Consider the following 26,798-nt stretch of genomic DNA (forward strand, 5'->3'; position numbering starts at 1 on the left):
CTTATTGCATCCCCTGCATAATGGCATTGATAATGCCTTGCTGGGTGACGGTGTTGTTATAACGGTTGAATAGGGCGAAGCCGTGCTGTCCGTTATAACCATTGTCCCAATAGACGGGGACGGCCTTGTACTTCTTGGCGGTTGCGGTTACGGCTTTGGCATAGGCGGCGCGGTATAGATTATTACTTGAATCGTAGGATGATTTGTCAATCGAGCCGAACTCTCCGATCACCACCGGATAGCCTTGGGTCGTGAATTTATTGTACATGGATTGGAGCTGCGAGTTCAGGTAATCCTCCTGTCCCCAGGTGGATTTCTTGGCAGGGTTCGTCGCTGACGCTCCCCACTGCGTGATATTCCCTGATTCCTCACCGGCAAAATCCCAAGGGGAATAGTAGTGGGCGGAGATCATGATTCTTTTCTCGGAAGCTGGTATGGTGGATGATCTGTAGCTGTCGGTTGGCAGTACGAAGCCGTAATTGCCCGCCGTATAGTCGATGTTCGTATTCCAGCCCGGAATCAGCAGCCATCTGGCACTATTGTTGCCGCCTGTCTGTCTGACCGTATCCACGAAGATCTGATTATAGGCGTTCAGGTTGGCATAGTAAGCCAGATTCGGATTGTTGTAGTTGCCGTCAAACACCTCGTTCATCGATTCCAAAATCAGCCGCTCCCCATAATTAGCGAACTTATTCGCGATCTGCTGCCACACCTTCTGGTACTTCTGCTTAATGGCCGTCTGGTTGCCGCTGTTGACCAGAAGCCAGCTGCCCTGAACGGAATTGAAGCCGTCCCCGTGAATATTAATGACGACATACAGGCCTTCATTGTAGGCGTAATCCACGACTGCTTTCACACGGTCCAGCCATGCCGAGTTAATCGTATAACTGGGAGCGCTGCCGATATAATTCAGATAAGAGACCGGGATACGGATCGTTTTGAAGCCTGCTGCCTTGACTTTTTGGATCAACTGCGGCGTAATGGTTGGGTTATTCCAGGCAGTCTCGCTGGGAATCCCGTTCACCGAAGCTTCGAGCGAGTTGCCCAGATTCCATCCTGCACCCATCTCGCTGACAATCTGCGAAGCCTGCAACGATCTGAAGTCCGAGGTCAGCGCGGCTGACGCCTCTGCAGCAGATGCGCGGGAACCCGTGCTGCCGAGCAAGGTGGAAGCTAGTAATACTAATGCTAGGCTGTAGACTCCGTATTTTTTGATTTTGGCTAACATATTAGAACCTCCGTTCCTTAGATTGAATTCTAACGATCAGGCAAGACACAAGCAGCGCTATGGAAATCCCGAAAATCAAAAAGTATCTACGTTTAACGCCAGCAGTATTATTGTTGACCTATACCTTCTTTTCAGAATAACACCTCCGTATAATGTACTCCCCGCCAAATAACATAATTTCATTAATTAGCGGAGAATGGGTCAACAACTGCGTCGGAGGGCGCTTAAGGCTCCATCCCCCATACCAGCTGCCCGTTCACATACCCAGTAACCTGCTCGTGATCGGCGAACTGGGTACCGGCGGAGCGGAAGGAGTAGTCGTTAGCCTGATTGTAATTGGACCAGTCTTGTTTAGAGAAGCGGGTCTGGAGCTCGGCGCTCTGGCCGGGGTTCAGGGTGCCCGCAGCGCTGGTGAAGCCAATCTCCAGAGCATAATCGGCACTGGCGGCCGGGGTGTCCAGCTTCACGAAGGTCCCGGTAACGTTGGCATTTCCGATGCTGGCCCAGTCGGTCCAGAAGCTCTGCTGCTGCTCGCCGTCAATCGTGTAGTAATACCGGAGCTTCACATCGCTGAGCTGGACCGGTGCATTCCCGGTGTTGATTACTTTGAACTTGGGTGCAATTCCATTGGTCGAAGCACCGGTGCTGCCGTTGTACGACTGGATGGTCAAGTCGCCTGAAGGCAGCGGAACGCTGCTATCCTCTACGTTCACAGTAAGCACAACCTCTGTTCCGCCGCTAAAATGAAAAGTGATCGCATGCTGGCCGAGCGGCAGCGTGGAGAGATAAGCTTTGCTCAGAACAACCGCAGTGTCAGTGGCCGTGTAATCCTGGCCGGATACAAGGGTGTAGTTCCCATTCTTCAGGCTTGTCAGCTGGTGCCCGTGTAAGGTAAGCGCTACAGATATGTCCTGTGCGAGATTCGCCGCCCGGTCAAACACCGCATGGTCTGGTGAGATGGCAGCGCCTGGTGTAGTATCGATGACTTTTACTTTTAACACGGGATCTTGGCCCTGATTGAAATCCAGAACGATCGAATGCTCGCCAACAGGCAGCGTTGCCAGGAACGCCTTAGTGAGCAGCAGGGTGTTCCCGCTTACGGTATAGTCCTCGTTCTCAGTCAAAATGGCGGTACCCGAACGAAGGGCCGTTAACGTGTTGCCGTTCAGATTCATAGTGATGGTCTGGTCGGCCTGATGCGCCGGAGCTTTGTCAAATTCGATCATGGATGGCGTAATGGATGCACCCGGATGAGGGTTATTCCCCTTCAGATCAGGCAGCTCGTCGAGCGTAATGACATAATCACTCTGGTACAGGGTGGTCAGTGTAGCCGGATAATTGAAGGCCGTACTCATCAGATGCTCTCCGTACCACGGCAGGAAGTAGAGCCAGCCCGCTTTTTCATCGGTCAGATTCTGCACGCTGGGAACGGTATCGTTCTCGGTCATGGCTACCATCTTCTTGCCCCCGGTCAGATCCACCAGTTGATAGAACGTCGAGCTAATCGCATCCTCATTCGGCACGCCGGACAGTCCGTCATAGCGGTTGTAGATGGTGTTGTATTTATCGTAGCCGACAATATCCACCTGATCATCCCCCGGATACCAGGCCGGAGAAGTGCTGTACACATAACTATTATAGGTCCAGATCAGGTTGTGCAGGCCGTAGGTCTCCGTAAGCTCGGTATAGAGCTGATCCCAGAGCTGCTTGTACACCTCTGCGCCTGCCGAAGCCCACCAGAACCACGCGCCTTCCCCGTTCAGCCCGCCGTTGCCTTCTGCCTCATGATAAGGACGGAAGATCACAGGCACGTTGTTGTCCTGCAGAATCTGCAACTGCTCTGCCAAGTCCTTGATCGCCAGCTTCAAGTATTTGTACTCCTTGGTTCCGGGAATCACAGCATTGGCGGTGTTGAAATTGGTCTCGGTTGGCTTGTAGGTGGCTTCCTTCCAATCCACAAATTCCCCAAGCTGGTAGCTCGTGAAGTCGCGCGGAACCGTAAGATGCCAGCTATTGGTCGCAATCCCGCCCTTGGTATTCACCCAGTCGATCATGCGGGCGGTAGTGCCGTCCTCCCAGCCATACAGCGGATTATAGTTCATGAGGTCAAACCCGCGGACTGCCGGATACTTGCCGGTCAGATTATGAATCCAGTCGAACTCCAGCTCAGAATTGCCGTCATTGCCCCCGCCGTAGATCTCCTGTTGGCCTGAGAGCATATGCTTCCCGTACACCTCAGTCAAATAGTTCATCAGGAGCTGGGTTTCGGGCGTGGCCTGAGCGTCAGAGAGAACGGGCTGCACAATCAGGGGGTCCAGGTTCGCATGGTCCACCGTGAAGGTGTCGAAGTAAGCGAAGCCCCAGCCTGCTTTTACCTGAATAGTATTGCTGCCTTGCTTCAGCTTGTGATAGCCGAAGTTGAAATCCTTCCACGTAGTGGTGTAGGGCAGCATATACGAACCCTTGGCAGCACCGTTAACGATTAATGCCTGCTGTCTGCCATCCGGGCTCAGCTCCTGCATATAACGGGTCGAGATCGTATACATGCCGGTTGCCGGGACAGTTACGGTGTAGGTTAGCGTACCGGAGTTCTGCATCCAGACAAAACCGCTTCCCGAATAGCCGGGCTTCGGCGTTCCGTAAATCTGGGTCGTCACTTGCAGATCCGGGGTGAGCTGGGCATCCTCGCTTTCGATGGTGATCAGTGCAGGGTCAGCGCGGGCCGCAGGCGGTGCAGTAAGCCCTCCAAGCAGCAGCGTACAAGCCAGCAGCATTGTTCCTGTTCTTTTGAGCCATTTCTTCATTTTCTTCCTTCCTCCCCATGAACAAAATGGTAAAACCTTGGTTAACCTATCAGATCATGGTTGCGCTTTCATAGCTAAGATAGCATGTATCCCATAATTTGTAAATACAAATTAGTAAGTGTGCTCAACGGTATGAATTGCAGAGAGGAAGGAATGTTCAGTCTATCGCACGCGAAGGGAATGCGGAGGGAATCTAGTGGAAAAAGTACAACTATTCGAGCGCCCATGGCGTACTTGGGGGGTAGCAGTTGGATAAACTACACTTAATTTGTCCAGATTCAACGGATTTCATAGAATACGTGGAACTAAGTGCCTTTTTTCCAACTGCTTCTTGAAAAGGGAGCGGTTCGGCCGAAACAAGTGCTCTGTATCCAACTGCTATGTTCTCTAGTGTGTCGGTTGCAGGGAGGGCAGCTCTCCGGCAGCTCTCCGGCAGCTCTCCGCGATTCTAACGGAAGCTTGTCCTACCAGAATCCGCCCTCCCCTGCTCAAGGAGCAAAAACCTCCGGGTTGTCGCTCGTCCAAGCACCGATGCAGCCGATCAGGCAGGCTGTGCAGCTTCTCAGCACCCGCCCGCGCAGGCTGTCCTCATACTCTAAGACGATATTGATGCCCTGCCCCCGCCAAGCGAGAATCCGGCCGGAGAAGCCGGGCCACTCACATTCCTCATCCATCGCGGGCTGGCCGTATGCCGCCATCGCCTGTACCGGAGAGGAGCTCATTGCAAGGCTCCCGGGAAGCAGCCCGGGATAAGGAGTCTTGATCCGGTCATCCGCTCCGGGCGCGAGGAACTGAACCGAACCGATAATCCATTCTTGCGGGTCCGGATGCTGGAGTCCGGTCAGATTCTCCAGCTTGGGCCCGCGGTACAGATCAATGCGTAGGGATGATTTCGCAGTCCAGATGATATCGTCGTTGAAATAGCTTTTTGGCACGGGCGGCAGTCTCCGGACACCGTAAGGCTTCAGCAGGGCCTGGATACGCTTGGGATCATACGGCTGGCCCAGCATTTCCACCAGTTGCTCGGAGGGTTCGTTCGTGGTCATACCTGTCCTCTCCCCTTCACTTGTTCTTCTGTAATCCGCTCTTATTATAGCAAAAGCGCACTCCCAGATGAAGCTCAAGGAAGCGCGCTTACTTGCAGGTGCCATCCTAACGAAGGCTTAGTTGGCATTGCTGAATTTCAGTCCCTCCTTGCCCAGTTCAAAGCCATATGCCTGGGCCAAAGCCTGAAGCTCACTGTCATCCAGCAGCTTAATCTCCTTAACGGCATTGTCTTTGTCTCTGATGACCCGGAAATCAGCCGAGCCGTTCCCGTCATAGTAGAATTTGTTGAACTTGCCTTCATGCTGAAGGTCCGGGTCCATGAACAGGCGGATATGCTTGCCGTTGTAGAGGAAGCGGTCCTGGGCCTTGTCATACGTTAAGCCGTAGACTACGTAATCCTTCAGTGCATCGTAATTGAAATCGGTGAGAGCTCCGCTTCCATCCGACGAAGCCGCAGCCGCATCGGGCCCGCTGCTGTCTCCAGTCTCCATTGCGCTCATTTCCGCAGCGCTGTCTGGTTGCACACCGCTCACGGCTCCGCTGGACTGCTCTGCGAACGCGGACACCGCTCCTGCGATCAGAATGAGTGAAATGGCCGCCGTCAACACGGTCAATTTTTGCAATTTCATAATCGACACGATCCTTTCTTTGGTCGCATTCTTACTGAAGCCTGTATACAGGGGCGTGAACCCCCTCTGCTCTTCCGCCACCTCCAAGAGACATAACGCATAATCCGCCCTGTGCTCTGCACCCAGCTTACGGATGACTCTGGCATCACAGACCATCTCCAGCTCCCGGTTCAGATAGAAGACCATCAGCCAGACCAGCGGATTGAACCAGTGCAGGCATAGAGCCACGGACGCTGCCAGCTTCCATACCGTATCGAAATACCGGATATGCATATATTCATGGGTGAGAATATAATCCATGGCCTGTGCGTTCCCGGTATTCAGGGTCGTAGGCAGAATAATCTTCGGACGCCAGATTCCGCACGTTACCGGCGTATCCATCCGGTCAAATGTCAATATGGCAAGCTTACGCCGCAAGGGATGCCGGGCACACCAGGCCTCAATGACAGGCTCCCGCCTCTGCAGAGGCAGTGCAGTCCGCAGCTCTCTCTTGCTTCTGTAGAAGATTACCGCCAGGGTCATAAACAGTAGCGCCGCGCCGCCAAGCCATATGGCACCGAGAAGCTCCGGCCTCAGGAACGGCTGCTCAGGCTCCCCGGCTGAGAAGGCCGTGAACGCTATATCCCGGGCGAACATCCCTGTGTGCAAGGCAGAATGTTCCGGCAACTGAACTACGGCTGCTGTGTGTGTATTCACCTGATCGAGCGCAGCAGCAACCTCTATCTGAGATGATAGGTGCGGAAGAACAGGCACAGAACCCGGAATCAGCAGTCTGGCGATGACAATGCCCCACAGGACCAGGAACAGCTGTCTGGGTAATTTGTGCAGGGTCACAGACCGCAGCGCGATCACAAGAACGATTAGCACGCTTGCTGAAATACTCATCTGTAGAATATCCATCATCCCTCGCCTCAGCGCAAGCTTTCCACGATTTGCCTCAGCTTGTCGATATCCGCTTTGCTGAGGTTCTTTTCATTGAGAAATGCCGACAAGAACATCTCCGCTGAACCGCCGTACATTTTGTTGATCAGCTCCTTGGTCTCATACGTCTGCACTTGCTCCTTGGCAATCAGGGCTGTGCAGACAAACCCGGGATCTGTCCGCTCGATGGCGTCCTTGGCAATCAGCTTCTTAATTACCGTATAGGTCGTATTCCTGTTCCAGCCTGTCTCCTGGTTCAGAATGGCGGCCAGATCCCCTGCGGGCAGCTTGCCTTCCCTCCATAGAATCTCCATGACCTTCAGCTCGGAATCATACAGCTTAATCTCCATGCACCAGCCTCCCTTCGTTTGACTACTGCAGTAGTCATACCTCAATACTACTCCAGTAGTCACCTAATGTCAATTATATCCTTTTAATCCTTGTTTATTCCATGTCATTAGGCATACAAATCACTCTGAGCTGTGTACATCTCATAATATTTCCCCCGCCGGTTCATCAGTTCGGTGTGCGAGCCTGCTTCACAGATCTCCCCCTGGTCGAATACATAGATGATATCGCAGAGCCGGGTCACTCCCAGACGGTGTGAGATCATGATCGTCGTCTTGTTCTCACACAGCGCCGAGAACTCTTCATAGATCTGCGTCTCCACCTTGGGGTCCAGGCTGGCTGTCGGCTCGTCCATAATCAGAATCTCGCTGTCCGCCCGGCTGAGCGCCCTGGCAATCGCCAGCCGCTGCCATTGTCCGCCCGACAGCTCCAGATCATTGTTCTCCAGCTGGCCAAGCTGGGTGTCCAAGCCTTGGGGCAGATGATCAATGAAGGCATCCATATGGAAGATCCGCAAGGACTGCTTCTGGAACGCTTGTCCGAAATTCCCCGCCCGGATATTATCCGCGACCGAGAACTGGTATTTAATGAAATTCTGAAATACACAGACCGTCTTCCTTCTGAACGAATCAATGACATCAGCGAGCGGGTCTCCTCCGATCAGCACCTCGCCTGAGGAGGGCTTGTACAAGCCTAGCAGCACATGAATGAAGGTGGTTTTACCGCTGCCGTTTTCGCCCACTAAGGCAATTTTCTCTCCTTTATGAATCGTTAGTTCAATATGTTTCAGTGTAAGGTTCAAGCTGCCAGGGTATTTGAAATCCACCTGCTTGAACTGAATAGTTGATGCATCTGAAAGCGTCTTATGCCCCCCGCCGGCATCCTCGGGGAGGTCCAGGAAATTCAGCATATCTTCCATATATAGCGTGTAATTGTTCATGGAACTGATTTTATTCACCATACTGCTCAGAGCACCCGTTATTTCCTGCATGGCTGTAATCACCAGCATAACATCGCCTATACTCATTCGATTATCTATAACGCCCAGGCAGGTGATGAGCAGACAGATACCCAGTGCAATGTTCCGCAACAGATCGACGAGCGCTCCACCCAGCGTATAATGCAGCAGCAGCCCGAACTTCTCTCTCCATACCTCGCTTCGGATCTCTTCCGTGCGGTCATTGAAATAATCAATCAATCCGAACATACGGATCTCCTTGGCATATCTTCTGCTTGTCAGCACATCGTACATATAGTTCAACCGGCGCAGCGGCTTGCTCTGTTCAACCGCCTGGAAGTAGCTCCGCTTGCCCTGTGCATTCATCAGCAGCAGATAAGGAATGGTGGCAAGCACCGCAATTACGGGGAAATACCATTTAATATTCAACAGCAGCACTATAAAGGAGAACATGGAGAAGACGGGAAGCACGACAGACAAGGAGTTGTTGACGTAAGCCAGAATCCCCTTGTTCACATTGGACTGGACCCGCTCCAGCAGATCATAGACGGCCGGGTTCTCCAGCTCTTCCATATCAATAACAGACAGCTTCTTGTTCACCTGTCTGATGAATTCACGGTTAATGTTATACTTCAGGCGATTATTAACATGCGCAGTAATATGCTCTATCCCTTCCAGGGCAATCTTCAGCACGGTATATCCAGCGATAAGGATCAGCAGCTTGTGCGTTACGGCAGATGCGGACTGGACGATAGCGAGGCCATCGATCAGGAGCTTATAGAGCCAGGCTCCAAGCGGGGCCAGCAATGCGCTGAGCGCCATAAGCGCCAGTGACAGGTACAGATCTTTGGTGCAGAACAGCTTAATGATCAGCTTGAGGTTGCGGACATGAACCAGCATTTTCGTTGTCATATGACCTGATCTCCCGTATCGTACCATTTGGCCTGATTCCTGAAGAAGCTGCAATATTCTCCCTTCAGCTGCATCAGCTCAGCATGGGTGCCTACTTCCACGATCTCTCCCTGCTTCATAAATACGATTCTGTCGGCGAGCTTGGCAATTCCGATCCGGTGGGAGATGAGTACAACACTTTTGCCGCGAAAATATTTGCCGATATTGCGGAACTGCTGAATCTCCGACAACGCATCCAGGGAGGCAGACGGTTCATCGAAGATAATAAAATCGGCCTCGCGCATGAACGCCCGGCTGATCGCCACCTTCTGCCACTGGCCTTCCGACATCTCAATTCCGTCGGCATCGAATTTTTTGCCCAGAATCGTGTCCAGTCCCTTGGGATATTGCTGAATGACCTGGTGAATCTGGCCTTTCACCGTTGCTTCTGTGACTCTATCGTTGTCGTTGATACTCGCTACATCGCCCAGACCGACATTATCCCGGACCGAGAATTCGAATTTGGCATAATCCTGAAAAGCTGCGGTCGAGGTCTTACAGTAACTGTGGACGCTGCCTTCCGTCGGCTTCAGCAGACCGGCCATAATTTTGGCCAGAGTACTCTTGCCGCTGCCGTTCTCACCGACAAGCACAATGCTCTCCCCTCTGCCGATGTGCAGATTAATATGTTGTAACACTGCGGACGAATTACCGTATGCAAAAGAGACATCATGCAGCTCCATCGCCATCCTGTTTCTGGTTAACACCGAAGAAGGCTGGTGAGGAGTCTCTGCTGCTTGTGTCTCTGGTGTAATCAAATCTCTGAATTCCTTGATGTAGATGGTATTCTTGCGGGCTTCGGAGAAGAACTCGGCGAAGGAATTGACTCCCTCGATGATCTGTCCCTGCCCTTGAGTTAATACGATCAGCTGATCCAGGCTCAGCGTTGTCAGCGCCACAGCATAACACATCACCAGCAGCGTACTGTTCTCCAGGCCCAGCATCAGCCCGGACCATATACAGCCAATCACCGTCCATTTCAGGCTGAAGGCCATATTCATGTCTCTGATCTCATCGAATTTGGAGAGCCGCTTCGACTCCAGCCACTCAAAAATCTGAAAGCTCCTAATCTCCTTCTGGTTGCTCCGGTCTTGCATGAGACGGCTCAAATAATTCAGCTTGCGGTCCTCATGCTCCTGCCTCTTCGTTACTGCAATATGTTCCTCCGTGTTGCGCTTCACAAAATAGTTATAGAGCAGCCCAAGCACAATAAAGGCCGCTACATACATAGCCCCCAGCCTGACAATAATCCATACAGACATGCAGAAGCCGGCAATGGACCCGAAGAAATGGAATACATCGTTAACGGCATTCGTGAGCTTATACCATAAGGTATCCTTCGCCCGCTCGATTCGAAGCAGATAATCCGCCTGATCCAGCTTGTCTAAATCTGCCTGGGCAATAGCGGTGAACATCTGTCTTTGCAGCAGTGCGCCGACCTTATTCTCCAGCAATTCTATGAACAGCAGCGAAAAGGAATATTGGATATTCTTCAATGAGTATACGAGGATATAGGCAATAATGAGGATGGCAATAGACATCACCCCGGACGGATGCCCAAGGCTGACGATGATCCGCCCGATCAGAAGCAGCTCTAAGGGCTGCAGGGCGTACATTAGGATATAGAGCAGGAGGATGGATACCATCGTTACCGGCTGTTGTCTGAAAAAGATGGACAGAACCCATTTATATTCCTTCAAGCGCTCCCCCTCCCTTTGTTAGACAAGAACATGATTATATGAAATAACCATGTTCTTGTCGGGTAGTATTGAACTTGTTAAGTATGCCGAGGATCAGGGTTTACCAGTTTCCGCATTTAAAGTTTTTCTTACAGGAGTAGCTTCCGCAGTTAAAGGTTTTCGGGCAGCTGAAGCCATTAGTACACGCTGCAGGAGTGATCATAGAATCAGTGCTTGCTTTTTCAATCATAGGTCTGATATAGCTCATGTTCTCACCTCCCTTCAAGTCGCTGTCTGCCGGATTACTGCGGCACTAGCGCTTTTCTGTTCTTCTTCAGCTCAGAGACATAATATTTCGTTCTTACCTTGCAGCAGCCATCCGTATCCTGAATTGAGCCTCCGTTGGCTACTGCGAGCGCTACACACCCCTTGCCGCAAGTCCCATTCCATATACAGCTCTGGCATTGGTTCATATAATTCTGTCCCACTTGAAAGAACTTGACCAGGTTCACGAGTTCCTGAGATTCAAGCATGGAGGACAGGCTCGTCTGATTGACATTGCCGATGGCATACTGCGCGTCCGTGAACAATTGGCACAGGAACACATTACCGGAAGAATCTATTCTCGGTGTTAACGGAATCCGGTCAGCGTCTGCGGTCACTCCATTTAACAACGGGCAGGCTCCTGTAAAATCATCGGGCAGTGTGATCTTCATACCGCTGTCCATCAGCTTCACAATCTCTGGTTCCCGCTCCAGACGCTCCACCAGTGCCGACTTCTCCAGAATGTCCAGGTATAGGTTGTTCCGGTTATCTTCACTGCGGCCCAGGTTGCTGAGGCTTGCGATCTCAGCCTGGGGAATCTTAAGCTCAGCGACCATCTTCAGCAGATGAACGATGTCATCCTTATTGAAGCCCGTAAGCACGCTGCGGATCAGGATACGTTCGCTCATGCCGGCATCGAGTAAATGCGTAAGGCCCCGCATCGTCTGGTTAAAGCTGCCGCGTCCGCATAATTGATCATGAATCTCCGCGCGTGAACCATTCACACTTAGCTGTATGGCCACTTTGCAGGCCGCGAATTTCTCAGCAACCTCCCGGGTGATATAGGTGCCGTTCGTGATGACCAGCACCATGCCGAACTGCTTCTTCTGCAGTGCCTCCATGAAATTCCAGAATTCAGGATGCGAGGTTGGTTCTCCCCCGGAGATGGTGATGCTTGTATCGGGATGATCCGGCAGATCATTAATGATGTTCATGAAGGTCGGCATATCAATCTGATCCTGCAGGACGCCGGATTCGTTATAGCAATGCAGGCAGCGCAGGTTGCAGTTTGAAGTGATCTCCAGGTAGCAACCGCCTAATCGAAAGCTCTTGGCTGGGGATAACAATTCCACACAAGCACCTCATTTCCTTATTTTCACGAAACCTCTCTGCTCCAGTTCTTCAAATGCGCCAATACAGTCCGTAATAATATCGCTTAATTCAAGCTGGTCCTTCTCCAGACACTGGTCATGGAGCATACCGGCAACCTCTGATACCGTTCTTCCATTGCAGTGCTCCCATAAATACTTGGCGGTCTGATTCAAGAAGAACATCTCATGATTACGGTCCATCACCAGTGATTCCTCACCAAGATCCTCATGGATAACATTGACTTTGGACAATAACGTGCTTGCGTTCATTCACTCACATCCTTACGGGAAATAACGGATTGTGTTGCTGGATAGCCACGGCATAACGTGATTTGTTTCACATTTGAATCTATCATTGATCTCTTCCATCTCTTCTGAATTCAATATAACGCATCCTTTCACTTTATGGAACATTATGTATGTTAATGGTATAATAAGGCATGCAAACGCATTCCCTGGTTCATTTTATTGCTAGTCTATGAGGGATAACGACATTTAAAAGGAGAGATCGAATTGTTTCATGTAGGCGTGTGCGATGATGATGCCGAGGTTCTGAGCAAGGTGAAGCAGTATTTCAAGCTGCTGTCGCTGTCGACCAACTATTCATTTGATGTCCACTGCTTCTCTTCCGGCGAACAGCTGCTGCAGCATTATAAAGCCATGCAGGGAGAATACACCTATCACCTGTTGATTCTGGATGTGGAAATGTCCGGGATCAGCGGAATTGAAACCGCTCAGGCTATCCGGTCTTTGCCTGACCGCGATGTGCAAATTATCTTCCTGAGCAGCTATCCTGAATACATCATGGACAGCTTCGACGTTCAGACCTTCCAATACCTGCTCAAGCCAGTCCCCTATGAATTATTCCAAGACAAAATACTTAAGCTGTGCAGCTATATTCATTCCAGCCCGAACCGCTTCTTCACCATTAAGGTAGAGGATGATCAGGTGGTGCTGCGGCGGCCCGATATTATTGCTATTGTCAAAATTAAGCATTCCCTTGCCCAAAATAAGCTGAAGCTCATCACTGCCTCCCGGGAGTACCTCATTAATGGCACCTTGCAGAGCTATTCGGATAAGCTGGGCAATCCGTTCCTGCTGATTCACCGTTCCATAATTGTCAATCTGGAGCATGTCCGCAGATTCAACGCGAATTCCGTGGTTATGTCCAGTGATGAAGAATATCCTATTGGACGTTCCCAGTCGAAGGCCTTCAAGGATGTCTATGCCGGGTATGTGCTGGAAGAAATTCAAGGGAGAGGATAACGATGGTCTTATGGTTCAGGAGGAGGAATGAGGCCGCCCGGCTGGCGGAGTTGAATGGCCGTCTGCACAGACAGCTTGAAGCCCAGGAGCTCAGCTATCAGGATACCTTACATTCCTTCATGGACATCAAGCGAATCATTCATGATATCAACAAGCAACTGGTATACATACGCGCCTGTATTGAAGCAGGTCATGCGGCAGAGGGCGCAGATCATATTAACGGGATTTTGCAACAGATCGAGGCCTCCTGCAACACCATCACTACCGGCAACCTGGCGGTGGATGCCTTGGTCAGCCATGCGCTTAACCTCGCCTCTGACCTGAACATTGCCATGCAGCATAAGGTACAGCTCTCCGGTGCACCTGTTAACATTGAACACTACGATCTGTGCATAGTACTTGGCAACCTTCTGGATAATGCCATAGATGCTGCGAGACAGGTCCGGCCGGCTCAGAACAGATCCATTCAGCTTCATATCCATTCGAACAACAATGCCCTCGTTATCTATATTGGCAACTCCATGGCCGCTCCCGCCAGCACAGCAGCGCCATGCCGCCGGGCCCATCCTGAAATGCACGGAATCGGCTTAAGTACTATTCAACAGGTTACGGGCAAATACGGCGGGCACCTGAGAACCACCGTCAAGCCAGGGAAGTACGAAACGGTTGTTGTTCTGCCTTATGCGAAGACTGGAAGCTAAATACAGGTTGCCGCGCCGACTCGTATGGATCAAGAAGCCCGCAGCGTCAGCCTATCCGTTCCTTAGAGCGTTGCTCTCGCGTGAGCTTCTGCCTATCATCAGTTGTACCGCGATCATAAGTACAGTAACCACAGCCATGCCGATCAGCGCGGGCTGGAAGGAACCCGAGGCATCGTAGATACGGCCAACCGCGAGCGGTCCCAAAGCTCCGAGAAAATACCCGCCCCCCTGATTAAGCGACGACCAGGAGCTGGCCTCTTCCGCCCGCTCCGTCATTAAGAGCGGCAGCATTAGAGCCAGCGGGAATAATCCGCCGGCGCCAATGCCGAGCAGCACTGCGCTCAGCAGCGGTGAGGCTGAGCCCAGAAGGAGCAGCAGTCCGCTTAGCTCGAACAGACTGCACAGCACTAGCCATAACGTGCGCCGCTGGAATCTGGCCACAAGGATAGGCACGAGGATGCTTACCGGAATCTGTATCAAGGTGAACAGTGTGAGCAGATTGCCCGCTTCATGCTTGCTATACCCCATGGATGCGGCCATCGGCGCCAGCCAGGCAGTCAGCGAATAGAAGATGCTCGCCATAAGGCCGAAGAATATGGTCAGCAGCCAGGCTCTGCCGTTAGCCAAGGGCAGCCGGGCATGTGCAGTCTGCTCCTTCAGCGGCTTGGACCGCGCGGCAATCCTCCACCAGACAGGGAGAGCGGCGAGCGACAAGACTGCCCATACCGCCAGGGACAGCTGCCAGGAATTGTCCAGCCAGGTATAGACCGGAACAGCCAGCCCGGCTGCGAGTGAAGCACCCATCACCATTGAGGCGGAATACACACTGACCATAGCCGAGCGGCCGGGAAAATGACGCTTAATGAAGCCGGACAGCAGCGGTCCGGCAATTCCGATCCCTACGCCTGCTGCCAGCGCCGTCAGAATGAGACCGGAGGATGAAGACAGGAACCCGCGTGCGGCTGTCGCCGCCCCGATCAGCACCATAGCCCCGAAGATCGTGCGCTCCAGACCGAAGCGCCGGCTGATGCTCACGGCAAGGGGGGCGAATATTCCCATACACAGGACTGGCAGTGTTGTCATCAGACTGGCCTGCAGGCTGTTCATCCCCAGATCACTCTGAATGTTACCCAGCAGCGGTGAGACCGAAGTGATTACCGGACGCATATTTAATGAGGCTGCCAGCAAGGCAACGAATAATAGTAAGAAAGGCATTTCCATCACTCCATATCAGTATTTTGTATTTAGCCTGAGTATACGGCGATGTCATATATTGATCAATACTATTGTTTATATTATTATAATAGTAATTGACTATGATCTTATCCTGAAAGGAGTGAATTCCATGGAAACCCGCCACCTGCACTATTTCATGGCCGTCTGCGAAGAACTGCATTTCACACGCGCCGCTGAGGGACTGGGCATCAGCCAACCGACACTAAGCCAGCAGATTAAAGTACTGGAAGGTGAAATGGGCATGCCCCTGTTCGACCGGATCGGCAAAAAGATTGCCCTTACCGAAGCTGGTGCCCTCCTGAAGGACTACGCAGCCCGGATGATTCAGAATGAGCAGAATGCCAAGGCAGCGATTAATGAGCTGCGCTCCGACAACCGCGGCATGATCCGGCTTGGGGTGCTGCCCTCTGACCTGGACTACCGCCTAACTCCGATGCTGGTTAAATTCCATTCCGATTTTCCGAATATCCGGCTCCAGGTCTTCGCTTCAACGCTTATTCAGCAGGAGGTGCTGGAGAACAAGCTGGACATCGGCATCTGCCTTCCGGGTCCGCGTGATTCCATGCTGACTCAAGTGGACCTGGGCTGGGAGCCTTATCATCTGATTGTCCGCGAGGATCATCCTTATGCCGCCAAGAGCCACATTGAGCTGTCATCACTTCAGCAGATCCAGCTTGTAATGTACCCGCGCACCTATATCGGCAGAGAGCTGGTGGAGAATACCTGCCGGGAGGCAGGCTTCGAGCTGGAACCGATCATGGAGACCGGATCAGCCACCTCGCTGCTTCAGCTGGTCAAGGCCGGGATTGGCGGTACCATACAACCGCGCGGACTGCTTGAGGGCATGGAGAACAGCAGACTGCGCTCCATTCCGATCCTGAATACCGCCCCCTGCCGCAACCTCAGACTGATCTACCGGGCTGACCGCTACATCAGCCATGCCACCCATACCTTCATCAGCAGCCTGCGCCGGTTCCTGATCGACAATCTCCGGCTTGAGGACGGGCTTCGAACCCTTGAAAAATGATATAATAATATTGAATGGAGTTGATGGCCGATGGAATTACTGGACCCGCGTGTGGATTTTGTATTCAAACGGATATTTGGCAGCGAGAACAACAAGGATGTACTGTTGGCATTTCTTAACCGCATTTTCACCGAAGCTGGCGAGCCGCCGTTGACTGAGATTATTTTAATGAATCCATATACGGATAAAGACGATCCACTGGATAAACAGTCCATCTTTGATGTTTATGCCAGAACGTCAGAAGGTAAACTGATTGATATAGAGATGCAGCTGTTTAATAAGTACGACATAGAGAAAAGAACGCTTTTTTATTGGAGTAAACGATATGCGAGTCAACTCAGCGAGGGTGAAAAGTATCCAGAATTGAAGAAATGCGTAACGATCAATATTTTGAATTATTCGTTCTTGAAGAATAAGCAATATCATAACGTATTTCATTTGCGGGAAGACCGGACAGGGATATCCTTGATTGACGACATCGAGGTTCATTTCTTGGAATTACCGAAGCTTGATGAACTTAGTGTGCCAACTGAAGGTGGACTGATCAATTGGCTATTGTTCCTGAAAGGTGCGGATACATCACACTGGGAGGTGCTGAAGATGAATGAGCCGGGATTAGAGAAGGCGATGGATACTCTGCAATATCTGAGTCAGGATTCAGAGGCCAGACGATTGTATGAAGCGAGACAGAAGTATTTGCATGATGAGGCCTCCATGCTGGGAAGTGCCAAATTGGCAGGTATGAAGGAAGGTATCAAGGAAGGTATCAAAGAAGTAGCGAAGAATATGCTGGACTTGAATCTGGACATAATGACCATTGTAAAGGCCACTGGATTAACAGAGCAGGAGATCCATTCTTTGAGAAAGTAAAGAATGAGCATCCACACGTTGATGCTACTTACCAAACAGGGGCCATCCCAAGCAGCCATATCATGGCTTTTAGGACAGCCCCTTTTATAGAGAGGTTCAACATTAGTCATTCAAAACTTCAATCATCTGCCTTGTCTTCGCCAGCTGCTCCACAGTTAAATCATGCTGGGCAGAAGCATATACGCTAAAGACAATATCGAGCACAAATAATTGGGCAAACCTTGAGCTGGTTGCCGCACTGCGAAGTGTGGCTTCCGGGGCACGTGATGTAAATAAAGAAACATCCGCCAGCTGGGAAAGCTTGTTATTTCCAGGACGGGTAAGGCTGATTGTTTTGATCCCGTGCTCCTTGGCCCGTTTGGTTAATTGAATGACCTCGCCCGTCTCCCCGCTATACGAAATTCCCCAGAAGACAGCGTTCTCTGATTTCGTAGCCATAGCTGCCGCCAATAAATGACGGTCTGAAATAGCATATACATTTTTGCCGAGCCGCAGCCATTTCTGTGCCGCATCCTCTGCAATAATAAAAGAGGCGCCTATCCCATAAACATAAATAACCTCTGCCTGCTGTAACAGGCTCACGGCCTGCTCAATCGAATGCGCGTCCAGTTGACTGGCTGTATTCTGAAAGGTCAATATGGTATTGGACAACATTTTATCAATGATCGAATGCACCGTCTCGTTGGATTCTACATCAAAGTAGCCGACATAATTCGTATTCTCTACTTCTGCGGATAAACGGATCTTCAGGGCGGGGAAGCCCTCGATGCCCAATGAACGGCAAAAACGGACAACCGCCGCACTGCTTGCCTCCGCTTTAGCCGCTAACTCATGTATGCTCATATGCATCACTTCTTTAGCATTGGCAAGAATGTACTCCGCTACTTTTTTTTCGGATTCCGGCAGTTCATTTAATACCAGTTCAATTTGAGAAATCATACTTCCTGCTGCCAAGTTCTAAACTCCTCTCCTCAGTCTATTCTCCTTATTGTAACAAAATAGAAGGGAGTAATCATTAAGTAGCAGCCGTGAAGCTGAAGCTCCTTCCGCCTTGTCTGACGTAGTCCAATAGAGGAAGGTCCTCTTCTATCACATGACCAATCACATTAACAGCCTCATGTGCCGGCAGATCTCTTAATGCGATCTGTAATTCATGTTCATAGCGGCCATACAAATAATTATCGACGGTAATTGTTCCTCTGGGCCGCTTGTTCGTATGCATAGGCGCAATCCTTCGGGTCATTCCAAAACGCTCCTGATCTGTCCGTGCCGTCTCAGAGCGAATCACATCACGGGCAGAGTCAAGGCGGTTCCGATGGACCTTATCCCATAAGGCATAAGGTAATTCTTGGGTTACCCGCAAAGGAATAACCCCTTCCTCATACCGCTGAAATTGAATCTGAGATCCTTCTGAGAGGGTTAAATCGCCAACGAAAATTTTGTCCACTGCACAATCTTGCTCTAATTCCAGGTAGGCTAGAAAAGAAGATTGATTCCGGTGCTTCTCCAGGGTAGGCAAGCTTTGAAATAACGGTTTTCTCTTCAGCCCGTCTCCCGGAATAAAGGCCATCGTCGTAATCCCTTCCGCTTGCAGCCACCTGTTCTTCGCTATGAACGGTTCCTTATCCAGACCTGTCTCCGGGCGGGGATAATAATTATGCCAGGCTTCAATGTTCTCAAGACACATCGGATGCTCCTTCAATGCGGCTAAGAATTCCGGGGTTAAGGTGCTGGCATTTAAGGCGATTCTCATTTTGTTGGAGTAGGCGGCAATGTCACGGGCTTCAAAGCCGAAATCCATCCGCAAACCTGTAACACCAGCCTCTAGTAGAAAGGGTAACGAAAAGTTCTCCAATGCCTGCCCGGAGATATCCGCCATCAGGTCCATTCCTAACCGCCGGGCAACCTTTGCGGTCTCCAGCAATTTCTCCTTCAATGCTCCGAACTCATCCTCCGGCATATGAAGAGAGGTGAATATTTCGGTACAGCCTGCAGCCTTCATGTGTTCCATATACTTCACATTGTCTTCTAACGTGCGGTCCGCCACAAAAATTGAAATTCCGAGCACTGGAATCACCTCAATATCTCAGGGTCGCTTAATTCTGTTCTGCCATAGCCTCTTTGGGTGTACCGAAGAGATAAGTGGCGATAAATCCGCCAGCGTAAGCTGCAATTAAGCCTATTACGTATTTCAGCCATAATCCACCCGCAATCAAGGGAATTAAGGCAACTCCGGAAGGACCAATAGCAATGGCTCCAACGTTGCCGAATAAACCAATGACCGCACCACCAATCCCGCCTCCAATACAAGCTGTAACAAACGGCCGGCCTAGCGGTAAAGTAACCCCGTAAATCAATGGCTCACCGATTCCCAGAATCCCCACCGGAAGAGCACCTTTAATCATGTTCGTCAATGATTTATTCTTCTTGCAGCGAATCCATAAGGCGATGGAAGCCCCAACCTGGCCTGCACCGGCCATAGCCAGCATCGGCAGCAGCAGCGTCATCCCTGAATCATTGATCATCTCAATGTGAATCGGCGTCAACACCTGATGCAGCCCTAACATAACAAGCGGCAGGAACGCAGTTCCTAACACAAAGCCTGAGAATGCTCCGCCCACTTCTAACGTCCAGTTAATCGCTCCGATTAAATTGCTTGAGATGAATCCGGCGAACGGCATGATGAAAAAGATGGTTACCAGCCCTACAGCCAGCAAGGCGATTGTAGGTGTAACGATAATATCAACCGCATCAGGAATCACTTTACGCAAATATCTCTCAACGATGGACAGAATCCATACGGCGATGAGAACGCCGATCACCCCGCCTTGACCCGGTGTCAGAGGTGTACCCGTAAATATATTAGTAATGGTCAGGTCTGCTGTAACCCCTGTTAACAGTGTTACCCCGCCGATTACTCCCCCGAGAGCAGGCGTAGCTCCGAATTCTTTGGCAGCGTTAATACCGACATAAATCACCAGGTAACTGAAAATCGCATTTTTGATGACATTTAATATCGTCACATATTGCTGCCAGGTTGCTGTGTCTAAATTACCCGCTGTAATATTGTTCGCCAGAATAGAGCCAATACCCGCAATTAATCCGGCTCCAACGAATGCAGGGATAAGCGGGATGAATATATTTCCGATCTTCCGCAAAAAGTTTTTGAACGGCGTATCATTCTTCTTTTTTAGCTGCGCCTTCATTTGTGCGCCTTTGGCCTGTAATTGTTCAGCCGAAGTTGAAGGATCGCCCCCAGGACTGCTTGCTTCCAACACTTTACCGAATTCTTCAGCTACCTTGGTCACGACCCCAGGTCCGAGAATGACTTGATAGGTTTCATCATCCACTACTCCCAGAACCCCGTCGATTTGCTTCAAGTCCGCTTCAGCGATCCGGCTGCGGTCCACAACAGTTACACGAAGACGAGTCATGCAATGGGTGTACTCGGATACATTCGCACGGCCACCGATGGCCCCTAATATTTTGACCGCTAAATCATGATATTTACTCATGTTGTAGCCCCCTTCTTCTTATCGTATTATTGAATCGCCTGACGGACGAAGCCTTGTGATGCTTCCAGCCGCTGCACAGCTTCTTCCTTAGTTAGCCCCGCAAGAATCATCACAATGGCAATCTTCGGTTTCTGATCTGCCTGCTTCAGAACACGCTCCGCTGTTTCAGCGTCACACTCTGTCGCATCCATCACAATCCGTTTGGCACGTTCTACAAGCTTTTCATTGGTCAGCTGTACATCCACCATTAAATTTCCATATACTTTGCCCGTACGAATCATCGAAGCGGTTGATAGCATATTGCAGATTAATTTCTGCGAACTCCCCGCCTTCAAACGTGTTGACCCGGTTAATACCTCCGGTCCATTTACGACTTCAATCGCAATCCCGGCAATTCTGCCAATCGCTGAATCTTTGTTGCAGCTCACAGCTACAGTGGGTGTTCCAATAGAATTGGCATATTCTAATCCGCCGATCACATAGGGTGTGCGTCCGCTGGCGGCAATGCCGACGACAACATCTTTCGCTGTCAGCTTAATATCCTGTAGATCCTGCACCCCTAATTGTTCATTGTCCTCTGCGCCTTCGACGGCTTTGATAAACGCCCTCTCTCCCCCGGCAATTAGCCCGATGACCTCCTCAGGTGCTGTTCCAAAGGTTGGCGGACATTCAACAGCATCCAGCAGGCCGATACGCCCGCTTGTTCCAGCCCCCATGTAAATTAAGCGTCCGCCTTGTTTGATCGCCATTGTAATCACTTCCACAGCTTGCGCAATTTGCGGAATGACTTGTTTCACAGCTTGTGCGACCTTGTGATCTTCTTCATTCATCACTTCCAGAAGCTCAAGCGGTGTTAACTCATCCAGGTTCATGGTCTTCTTATTGCGGGTCTCCGTTGTCAAATGCTCTAACATGATTTCCATCATCCTTTTCCGTTTATGAAATCGCTCTCTAAATGCAGAATACCATTACTGAAATATTATTTCAACATAATTATTATTTTATTAAAATTAAATATCAATAAGGAATTGAACACATACAAAAACAAACCCCTGCGATGCACACAGGAGCTTGTTCATGTTTCCTTCTTCTATAATTCCCCTTTACGCCTCCATCAACCCTAACGCAGAATCGCTCCTTTTGTCATCCACTATTGTTAGTCAGGAACCGGACTTCAAATGGCAAAATGGGATAATATGCTGGCTATGCTATGGATGCTGCAGTCCGGCAAAAAACTCACTGCCGCACAGATTGCGGACAGTCTGGAGATCAGCGTCCGGACCGTGTAACGGTAATATCGACGCGCTTGGTGCCAGCAGTGTACCGGTGGTTGCGGAATCCGGGCATGACGGCGGAGTGTATATTCTGGACAGCTTCAGCGAGACCCCTCTGTTCTTCAACGCGTTAGAGCTGAAGGCTACTTCCGCAGCCAAGCGGAAGAGGAGCAGGAAGAAGCCGGCCCCCTTGCGGTTATCCGCATTGAAGGGGAGCCTGATACGCTGAACAAGCTATGCAGCAATTGGCATCTGCGTCACTACTTGACGGAACGGAACGACCGGGAGGCGCGGTTCCTGCTCGATGTTCCGTCCATGAACAAGTACCTGCCCAAGTATCTGCTGTCGTTCGGTACAGCGATCCGTATCCGGGAGCCGCTTGCGCTGAAGCTTCTGATTCAGGACAGAGCCCGCGAGATCAGCAGACATTACATGGACGATGCCGATTGAACTTCACTGACAAGCGGTTTGTTTAGACCTTAAACAATATAATGATCTCGGTAAGCAGAACGAGCCCGGCGGCCGATACACCCAGCGAATTAATAATCGTCAGTGCATCCGGGTAGCTCTCTTTGCGGAACTGGGAGCACAGGGAGACCGTCCATAATACGCTGAAAAATAGTCCGGCAGACCCGCAGCCCTGCTCGTTCAGGACCTGTCTTCTGCGCCGAAAGAATCTGCCGAGTCCGGCAAAAGTGAATGCCATATAAATAATAAGCTCAGCCGATGAAATGGCGATGACCTCGCCTGCAGAAAACAGATGCATCAATGCGTACTGAATGCTAAAACCCATAATTACAAGCATGTTAAAGGAAACCTTGTGAATACTCAAGCCTCTTCCCCCTCCTGCGTAAAAACGTACACAGCATTTAGATAACGCTTACATTATAATTGTAATCGTTTTCCTTTTCTGTGATTAATGACGCTTCGGGCCTATAGGAAGATATGCTTTGCGGGTCTTTGCGCCCGGGTTCTGCGCACTAAGAACCGGGCTGCTTCGGCAACAGCCCGGTTTCTTCCACAAGATGTAAGTGGTCTTGACTACATAGCTTCCAGATAATCCATCACAGCCTGAGTCTTCTTATCGCCATTCTGCTCCACAAGCAGGAGGAAATCATCCAGCTGAGTCAGCAGCCTGCTGGCCTCAATCTGCTCAGGACCTGCCTCAGAAAGGGTATTCTCATACGCAATTGCCGCTTTTAGAAGGATGACCTGGGTCTTCTTGTCGAACAGCGGTGTGTTGGGGGCTCCGTTAAACACAATCTGCTTGGAAGCTTCAAAGGCTTCCTTCATGGCGGCGGCACGGTTAGAGGTCTTATACGTCTGCACAAAGGCTTCATACTGCACCGCCCGTTCCACGACCTGGTACCAGTCCACCTGTAAAGTTCTGTTGATCATAGTGGGTTGCTCCGACTCTGCGGCCATCAGGTCAATATATACCTGGAGATCTTTGCTGAGGTACGGCTTGAATCCTTTGAAGCTCTTGTATTGAATGACCGGAACAAACCCGCCGCCGCCCCTCTCCAGCTTATAGTTCATGGCCGTCAAGTCTTGCAGTACAATCCGTGACTCGGACCGCTTCACCTTGGAGCGTGCCAACGCCATGGACATGCCGGGGGTGTATATATTTTTGATATCCAGTTGAACGACAGGCGCATTCATACGTTTGGTTGCTGTAGGAAGGTAAGCCTTTAGTGCATTCTCCAGATGCAGCACCGCCAGATTCGCTTCGAGCTGCGTCATCTGGCCGATCCGGTTAACCAGCGTAGCTTGGGCCAGGCCAATGGAAGACGGCTTTTGCAATCTCTGTTCGAATAAAGCGAAGGCTGTTGTAGGCTTCACCGCCGCTGCCTCGATCTTCTGCGGGAAAGCGCCAAGAACGGTAATTCCGGTGCTAGTCAATAACAGTGCGGAGGCAAGCATGGCTGCCAGGTTTTTGGTTAATCTCTTCGGCCTCATAAGCACACCCCTTCAATAAATAGACGTAGTGCTTATATTTTACCATACATTAACATCTGGTTTCACTGTCATAGACAACCCGATTATATGATCGCATAATAATATTATGAAATATTGCCCATGAATAGGAGAATCATCAATGAACTTATCCGAACCTTTTACAACCAGCCGTCTATACTTCCGCTTACTGAATCAATTAGACACCGATGCCGTCTACAAGCAATTCTCGGACCCGGACATGTGCAGATACTTCAGTGAGCCGCCCTGCGATTATAACGAAGCTGTGGAGATTATTGAGCATTACGCCCAGCCTGAAGGCAAAGGCCATCATCGCTATGGGATGTTTGACCGGGAGACCGGTTCCTTCATTGGCACCTGCGGCTATCATTACTGGGACGCTGAACGGAAGCAGGTGGAGATCGGTTATGACATCTGGAAGGACTATTGGGGGCAAGGTTATATGTCGGAGGCCCTGCTCCCTCCCCCATTGAGCTTTTCCAGATAATCTGTCATTTGATAGGACATATATAGCCTTAGTACCTGATCGATCTGGCGCAAATCAAGCTGAATCAGTTCGTCGATCTGGCGTAAGCGGTACCGCAGGGTGTTGCGGTGGACGAATAGTTCGTCGGCGGTCTTTTGCAGCTGCTGGTTGTTATTCAAATAGCAATAGAGGGTATGATACAAGTCGGCATGATGCTTCTCATCGAATACACGCAGGACCGTAAGCGCCGGATGGGTGACATCCCGGGAATCATGCTGCGCATGCGGGGATAACAGGTCATACAGCTGCACATCAGCATATAGCACACGCGGCTCCGCAGGCCAGACGATCCGCCCGATCTCCAGCGCCTTGAGCGCCTGCAGATAATATTTGCGGCAGTCCGTAAGGTCGGTGAATTCCCTGCTGATCCCCAGACGGAGCTGATGGCTGACGAGAAATTCCCGCAAGCTTGGATCATACTCTCTTGACCTGGACGATGCAGTATCACCCTCACTGACCCCTACCATATATTCATGGTAAAAAATCAGGCGCTCTTCCCCGAAATGCAGGTGCAGCTGATCCCTTAAATAACCAGTGTGTTTGCCGGAAGCGGAAGCCTCATACCCCGTAAGCTCCAGCACCAGAATAGACAATCTGCCCTTAGGCAGATGCACTCCGCTCCGCAGGCTCTCCTGAATAAGTACCGGTCCGTTCTCCTCATTCTCCAGCAATTCATAGATCAGCTCTTCATATTCCGCCTGGCTTGAATTCCTGTAAAAGCTGTTCTTAGCCAGCTCCGCTGCCACCAGCCCGGCCGTAAAACCCGCCAGCTCATGATCCTTCTGTTCAATCGGGCGTGTGTCGCCCAGCACAATCACATTCCCGACAGGCTTGCTGCCGATCCTAATCTTGGCGACCAGCTTGGTCACCCGGCTTCCGCTGCATTCCACTTCGTAAGCCTCCAGCGACTCTATGCCGGTCTGCACACTCTTCAGTTGGTGGACGGCAGCTATGAAATCATAGGAACAGTAGCCTTTGTGCAGATTATCGCTCCAGATGGGATCGCTAACCCCGCTACAATCCGAAGAAGCCAGAACCTTATAGCTTACATCGATGATAATTACCGGATTGCCCATCAGCTCTGCCGCCGCACAGACGATTGCATCCAGTCCTTTGCCGGCGACACAGGCCTCAAGCATCCGGCCCTTAGCCTGCTCCCGTTCAGCCTCTTCCAGGAACAGCCCCCGGATCTGATTATAGAGCTCGAATACATCTTCCCCTGCCCCGAATTCCATACGGTTCTGTCTGCTATACATCTGCTGATGCTGGCCTGAAGCTGGCTCCACAGTATCATTAATCAGCATCAGGCTGGCCTGCTCCAACCCTTCTGCGTGATCCGGTAATCCGGACCGGTAGCCTACATAAATAAATTCAGGCGCAAAATGCGTCAGGCTCTTCGTAATCAGCATCGTATCTGAATATGCTGTCGTTATTGCTTTGTTCCACTGGATATGTAGGGCTTGCTTACTAAATTGTCTGCTAATCTGTTCAAAGGTTACATTCATCGCTCTCCCCCCTTGATTATTATAGTGCGCCGCGCACAATATTCCCATTTATTTTTATATTTTCCATATATATAATCACTGGAATAGTCATGTTACATTATTCGTGACCCTATATCACAGGAGGAGATTCAGATGAGCAGCTTCGTAAAAGATGTGAATGAGATTACCAAAAGAATCAATACACCTACGACCTTCTATAATGCCGAGACACTAACTGTCTATTGGGAGACTTCGCCCGAAGTGATCCGCAGCATTCTGCCTGCCCCGCTTACGCCGGGTCCAAGACCGCTTGTGCATGCTTTTGTAGCCAACTATCCCCGCACCAGCTTCTGCGAGCCTTACCGTGAAGCTGCGGTCTTCGTTCTGGCATCGTACAACGGGCAACCGGGCACCTACTGCCTGTCCATGCCGATCAGCGATGATATCGCGATGGGCCTGGGGCGTGAGATTTACGGCTTCCCCAAGAAGATGGCCGACATCGGTCTCCAGAAGGAGGATCAGCATATAGCAGGCAGCGTCTCACGGCGGGGCACTGAATTCTTCCATGTAGAAGCTGCACTTAGCGGTAAAATGAATGCCGTAGACGGACAGCGCATCATTTCTGAACATTATGGTGATGGCCTGCCTGTCTTCAATATGAAGTATTCTAAGTCTCCAGATGGACGCGGATTTGATCTTGGACCGCTGCTGATCCGGCAGACAGCCTCAATGGATATCAGTGTGCGCACAGCGGCAGAAGTTGAGATTCACCTGCATGACTCTCCGCATGATCCTTGGGCCGAGCTGGAAGTCGTTCGTATGCTGGGCGGCATCTACACGGTCAGCAATACCGTCCTTGAACGCGGTGAGGTTCTGACTGCTGTAGATCCTGAACAGTTCCTTCCCTACTCCAACTTGCGCTGGGATTGGTGGAATTAATGG

General features: G+C 50.8%; 26 protein-coding genes. 9 read left to right on the plus strand and 17 right to left on the minus strand.

Features of this window, described 5'->3' with window-relative positions:
* Nucleotide 1: 1 nt before the first annotated feature.
* The 9 genes from MKX51_RS18115 to MKX51_RS18155 all read right to left on the minus strand — a co-directional run bounded on the left by MKX51_RS18115 (nucleotide 2) and on the right by MKX51_RS18155 (nucleotide 12,250).
* Nucleotides 2-1,228: a glycoside hydrolase family 5 protein gene (locus tag MKX51_RS18115; RefSeq protein WP_340993347.1), complete on the minus strand. Its 1,227-nt coding sequence runs from the start codon at nucleotides 1,226-1,228 to the stop codon at nucleotides 2-4.
* Between the two features lie 224 nt (nucleotides 1,229-1,452).
* Nucleotides 1,453-4,032, minus strand: coding sequence for a glycosyl hydrolase (locus tag MKX51_RS18120; protein ID WP_340993349.1), 2,580 nt, complete (start codon nucleotides 4,030-4,032; stop codon nucleotides 1,453-1,455).
* Nucleotides 4,033-4,520: 488 nt separating this feature from the next.
* Nucleotides 4,521-5,078 (minus strand): hypothetical protein, encoded by a 558-nt coding sequence (locus tag MKX51_RS18125; protein WP_340939963.1) that lies wholly within the window; start codon nucleotides 5,076-5,078, stop codon nucleotides 4,521-4,523.
* 117 nt (nucleotides 5,079-5,195) lie between these two features.
* Nucleotides 5,196-6,593 (minus strand): M56 family metallopeptidase, encoded by a 1,398-nt coding sequence (locus MKX51_RS18130; protein WP_340993350.1) that lies wholly within the window; start codon nucleotides 6,591-6,593, stop codon nucleotides 5,196-5,198.
* A gap of 26 nt (nucleotides 6,594-6,619) precedes the next feature.
* Nucleotides 6,620-6,979: a BlaI/MecI/CopY family transcriptional regulator gene (locus MKX51_RS18135; protein ID WP_340939960.1), complete on the minus strand. Its 360-nt coding sequence runs from the start codon at nucleotides 6,977-6,979 to the stop codon at nucleotides 6,620-6,622.
* A gap of 107 nt (nucleotides 6,980-7,086) precedes the next feature.
* The gene (locus MKX51_RS18140; RefSeq protein ID WP_340993351.1) at nucleotides 7,087-8,847 is read right to left on the minus strand and encodes an ABC transporter ATP-binding protein; all 1,761 of its coding nucleotides are present in this window, start codon (nucleotides 8,845-8,847) and stop codon (nucleotides 7,087-7,089) included.
* Nucleotides 8,844-10,586, minus strand: coding sequence for an ABC transporter ATP-binding protein (locus MKX51_RS18145; RefSeq protein ID WP_340993352.1), 1,743 nt, complete (start codon nucleotides 10,584-10,586; stop codon nucleotides 8,844-8,846). The genes MKX51_RS18140 and MKX51_RS18145 overlap by 4 nt, the downstream gene beginning before the upstream one ends.
* A 281-nt stretch (nucleotides 10,587-10,867) precedes the next feature.
* Nucleotides 10,868-11,962 carry a radical SAM/SPASM domain-containing protein gene (locus MKX51_RS18150; protein WP_340993353.1) on the minus strand — a complete coding sequence of 365 codons (1,095 nt, stop codon included), beginning with the start codon at nucleotides 11,960-11,962 and terminating at the stop codon, nucleotides 10,868-10,870.
* 9 nt (nucleotides 11,963-11,971) lie between these two features.
* Entirely contained in the window at nucleotides 11,972-12,250 is a 279-nt protein-coding gene (locus MKX51_RS18155; protein ID WP_209869574.1) for a PqqD family protein, read from the minus strand.
* Nucleotides 12,251-12,493: 243 nt separating this feature from the next.
* Here MKX51_RS18155 and MKX51_RS18160 point away from each other — a divergent pair, with 243 nt between their 5' ends.
* Nucleotides 12,494-13,246: a LytR/AlgR family response regulator transcription factor gene (locus MKX51_RS18160; RefSeq protein WP_340939954.1), complete on the plus strand. Its 753-nt coding sequence runs from the start codon at nucleotides 12,494-12,496 to the stop codon at nucleotides 13,244-13,246.
* A gap of 2 nt (nucleotides 13,247-13,248) precedes the next feature.
* Entirely contained in the window at nucleotides 13,249-13,947 is a 699-nt protein-coding gene (locus MKX51_RS18165; protein ID WP_340993354.1) for a sensor histidine kinase, read from the plus strand.
* Nucleotides 13,948-13,998: 51 nt separating this feature from the next.
* On the opposite strand, the gene MKX51_RS18170 is transcribed toward MKX51_RS18165, so the two are convergent.
* Nucleotides 13,999-15,162, minus strand: coding sequence for an MFS transporter (locus MKX51_RS18170; protein ID WP_340993355.1), 1,164 nt, complete (start codon nucleotides 15,160-15,162; stop codon nucleotides 13,999-14,001).
* 130 nt (nucleotides 15,163-15,292) lie between these two features.
* On the opposite strand from MKX51_RS18170, the gene MKX51_RS18175 reads away from it, so the two are divergent.
* Nucleotides 15,293-16,210, plus strand: coding sequence for a LysR family transcriptional regulator (locus tag MKX51_RS18175; protein ID WP_340993356.1), 918 nt, complete (start codon nucleotides 15,293-15,295; stop codon nucleotides 16,208-16,210).
* 30 nt (nucleotides 16,211-16,240) lie between these two features.
* Nucleotides 16,241-17,080 (plus strand): Rpn family recombination-promoting nuclease/putative transposase, encoded by an 840-nt coding sequence (locus MKX51_RS18180; RefSeq protein ID WP_340939948.1) that lies wholly within the window; start codon nucleotides 16,241-16,243, stop codon nucleotides 17,078-17,080.
* Between the two features lie 102 nt (nucleotides 17,081-17,182).
* On the opposite strand, the gene MKX51_RS18185 is transcribed toward MKX51_RS18180, so the two are convergent.
* The 4 genes from MKX51_RS18185 to murQ form a co-directional block, all read right to left on the minus strand.
* Complete coding sequence (locus tag MKX51_RS18185) at nucleotides 17,183-18,034, minus strand: MurR/RpiR family transcriptional regulator (protein ID WP_340939946.1); 852 nt, start codon at nucleotides 18,032-18,034, stop codon at nucleotides 17,183-17,185.
* 61 nt (nucleotides 18,035-18,095) lie between these two features.
* Entirely contained in the window at nucleotides 18,096-19,148 is a 1,053-nt protein-coding gene (locus MKX51_RS18190) for a MupG family TIM beta-alpha barrel fold protein (RefSeq protein WP_340993357.1), read from the minus strand.
* Between the two features lie 28 nt (nucleotides 19,149-19,176).
* The gene (locus MKX51_RS18195) at nucleotides 19,177-20,595 is read right to left on the minus strand and encodes a PTS transporter subunit EIIC (RefSeq protein WP_340993358.1); all 1,419 of its coding nucleotides are present in this window, start codon (nucleotides 20,593-20,595) and stop codon (nucleotides 19,177-19,179) included.
* Nucleotides 20,596-20,621: 26 nt separating this feature from the next.
* Nucleotides 20,622-21,509, minus strand: coding sequence for an N-acetylmuramic acid 6-phosphate etherase (gene murQ, locus MKX51_RS18200; RefSeq protein WP_340993359.1), 888 nt, complete (start codon nucleotides 21,507-21,509; stop codon nucleotides 20,622-20,624).
* Nucleotides 21,510-21,773: 264 nt separating this feature from the next.
* Here murQ and MKX51_RS18205 point away from each other — a divergent pair, with 264 nt between their 5' ends.
* Genes MKX51_RS18205 through MKX51_RS18215 form a run of 3 tightly spaced genes read left to right on the plus strand, consistent with a single transcriptional unit; the run spans nucleotide 21,774 to nucleotide 22,319 of the window.
* Nucleotides 21,774-21,884: an HTH domain-containing protein gene (locus MKX51_RS18205; RefSeq protein WP_340993360.1), complete on the plus strand. Its 111-nt coding sequence runs from the start codon at nucleotides 21,774-21,776 to the stop codon at nucleotides 21,882-21,884.
* A gap of 37 nt (nucleotides 21,885-21,921) precedes the next feature.
* Complete coding sequence (locus MKX51_RS18210) at nucleotides 21,922-22,098, plus strand: hypothetical protein (RefSeq protein WP_340993361.1); 177 nt, start codon at nucleotides 21,922-21,924, stop codon at nucleotides 22,096-22,098.
* Nucleotides 22,099-22,133: 35 nt separating this feature from the next.
* Entirely contained in the window at nucleotides 22,134-22,319 is a 186-nt protein-coding gene (locus MKX51_RS18215; RefSeq protein WP_445322015.1) for a hypothetical protein, read from the plus strand.
* A 22-nt stretch (nucleotides 22,320-22,341) separates the two neighbouring features.
* Here MKX51_RS18215 and MKX51_RS18220 read toward each other — a convergent pair whose 3' ends face one another.
* Complete coding sequence (locus tag MKX51_RS18220) at nucleotides 22,342-22,701, minus strand: hypothetical protein (protein WP_340939940.1); 360 nt, start codon at nucleotides 22,699-22,701, stop codon at nucleotides 22,342-22,344.
* Between the two features lie 209 nt (nucleotides 22,702-22,910).
* Nucleotides 22,911-23,828, minus strand: coding sequence for a hypothetical protein (locus tag MKX51_RS18225; RefSeq protein ID WP_340993362.1), 918 nt, complete (start codon nucleotides 23,826-23,828; stop codon nucleotides 22,911-22,913).
* Between the two features lie 139 nt (nucleotides 23,829-23,967).
* Between MKX51_RS18225 and MKX51_RS18230 the strand changes: the two genes are divergently transcribed.
* Nucleotides 23,968-24,333 (plus strand): GNAT family N-acetyltransferase, encoded by a 366-nt coding sequence (locus MKX51_RS18230; protein ID WP_340993363.1) that lies wholly within the window; start codon nucleotides 23,968-23,970, stop codon nucleotides 24,331-24,333.
* Here MKX51_RS18230 and MKX51_RS18235 read toward each other — a convergent pair.
* Nucleotides 24,285-25,877 carry a PucR family transcriptional regulator gene (locus tag MKX51_RS18235; RefSeq protein ID WP_340993364.1) on the minus strand — a complete coding sequence of 531 codons (1,593 nt, stop codon included), beginning with the start codon at nucleotides 25,875-25,877 and terminating at the stop codon, nucleotides 24,285-24,287. The genes MKX51_RS18230 and MKX51_RS18235 overlap by 49 nt on opposite strands.
* A 132-nt stretch (nucleotides 25,878-26,009) precedes the next feature.
* On the opposite strand from MKX51_RS18235, the gene MKX51_RS18240 reads away from it, so the two are divergent.
* Nucleotides 26,010-26,795: an acetoacetate decarboxylase family protein gene (locus MKX51_RS18240; protein WP_340993365.1), complete on the plus strand. Its 786-nt coding sequence runs from the start codon at nucleotides 26,010-26,012 to the stop codon at nucleotides 26,793-26,795.
* Nucleotides 26,796-26,798 lie beyond the last annotated feature (3 nt).

The organism is Paenibacillus sp. FSL M7-0420, from assembly GCF_038002345.1.
GTDB lineage: Bacteria > Bacillota > Bacilli > Paenibacillales > Paenibacillaceae > Paenibacillus_AQ.

Bases quoted from the DNA above. Each gene is read 5' to 3' on its own strand.
- MKX51_RS18115 (WP_340993347.1), bottom strand. From the start codon at position 1,228: ATGTTAGCCAAAATCAAAAAATACGGAGTCTACAGCCTAGCATTAGTA.
- murQ (WP_340993359.1), bottom strand. From the start codon at position 21,509: ATGTTAGAGCATTTGACAACGGAGACCCGCAATAAGAAGACCATGAAC.
- MKX51_RS18130 (WP_340993350.1), bottom strand. From the start codon at position 6,593: ATGAGTATTTCAGCAAGCGTGCTAATCGTTCTTGTGATCGCGCTGCGG.
- MKX51_RS18240 (WP_340993365.1), top strand. From the start codon at position 26,010: ATGAGCAGCTTCGTAAAAGATGTGAATGAGATTACCAAAAGAATCAAT.
- MKX51_RS18235 (WP_340993364.1), bottom strand. From the start codon at position 25,877: ATGAATGTAACCTTTGAACAGATTAGCAGACAATTTAGTAAGCAAGCC.
- MKX51_RS18225 (WP_340993362.1), bottom strand. From the start codon at position 23,828: ATGAGGCCGAAGAGATTAACCAAAAACCTGGCAGCCATGCTTGCCTCC.
- MKX51_RS18195 (WP_340993358.1), bottom strand. From the start codon at position 20,595: ATGAGTAAATATCATGATTTAGCGGTCAAAATATTAGGGGCCATCGGT.
- MKX51_RS18180 (WP_340939948.1), top strand. From the start codon at position 16,241: ATGGAATTACTGGACCCGCGTGTGGATTTTGTATTCAAACGGATATTT.
- MKX51_RS18175 (WP_340993356.1), top strand. From the start codon at position 15,293: ATGGAAACCCGCCACCTGCACTATTTCATGGCCGTCTGCGAAGAACTG.
- MKX51_RS18120 (WP_340993349.1), bottom strand. From the start codon at position 4,032: ATGAAGAAATGGCTCAAAAGAACAGGAACAATGCTGCTGGCTTGTACG.
- MKX51_RS18140 (WP_340993351.1), bottom strand. From the start codon at position 8,847: ATGACAACGAAAATGCTGGTTCATGTCCGCAACCTCAAGCTGATCATT.
- MKX51_RS18205 (WP_340993360.1), top strand. From the start codon at position 21,774: ATGGCAAAATGGGATAATATGCTGGCTATGCTATGGATGCTGCAGTCC.
- MKX51_RS18155 (WP_209869574.1), bottom strand. From the start codon at position 12,250: ATGAACGCAAGCACGTTATTGTCCAAAGTCAATGTTATCCATGAGGAT.
- MKX51_RS18125 (WP_340939963.1), bottom strand. From the start codon at position 5,078: ATGACCACGAACGAACCCTCCGAGCAACTGGTGGAAATGCTGGGCCAG.
- MKX51_RS18230 (WP_340993363.1), top strand. From the start codon at position 23,968: ATGAACTTATCCGAACCTTTTACAACCAGCCGTCTATACTTCCGCTTA.
- MKX51_RS18165 (WP_340993354.1), top strand. From the start codon at position 13,249: ATGGTCTTATGGTTCAGGAGGAGGAATGAGGCCGCCCGGCTGGCGGAG.
- MKX51_RS18135 (WP_340939960.1), bottom strand. From the start codon at position 6,979: ATGGAGATTAAGCTGTATGATTCCGAGCTGAAGGTCATGGAGATTCTA.
- MKX51_RS18170 (WP_340993355.1), bottom strand. From the start codon at position 15,162: ATGCCTTTCTTACTATTATTCGTTGCCTTGCTGGCAGCCTCATTAAAT.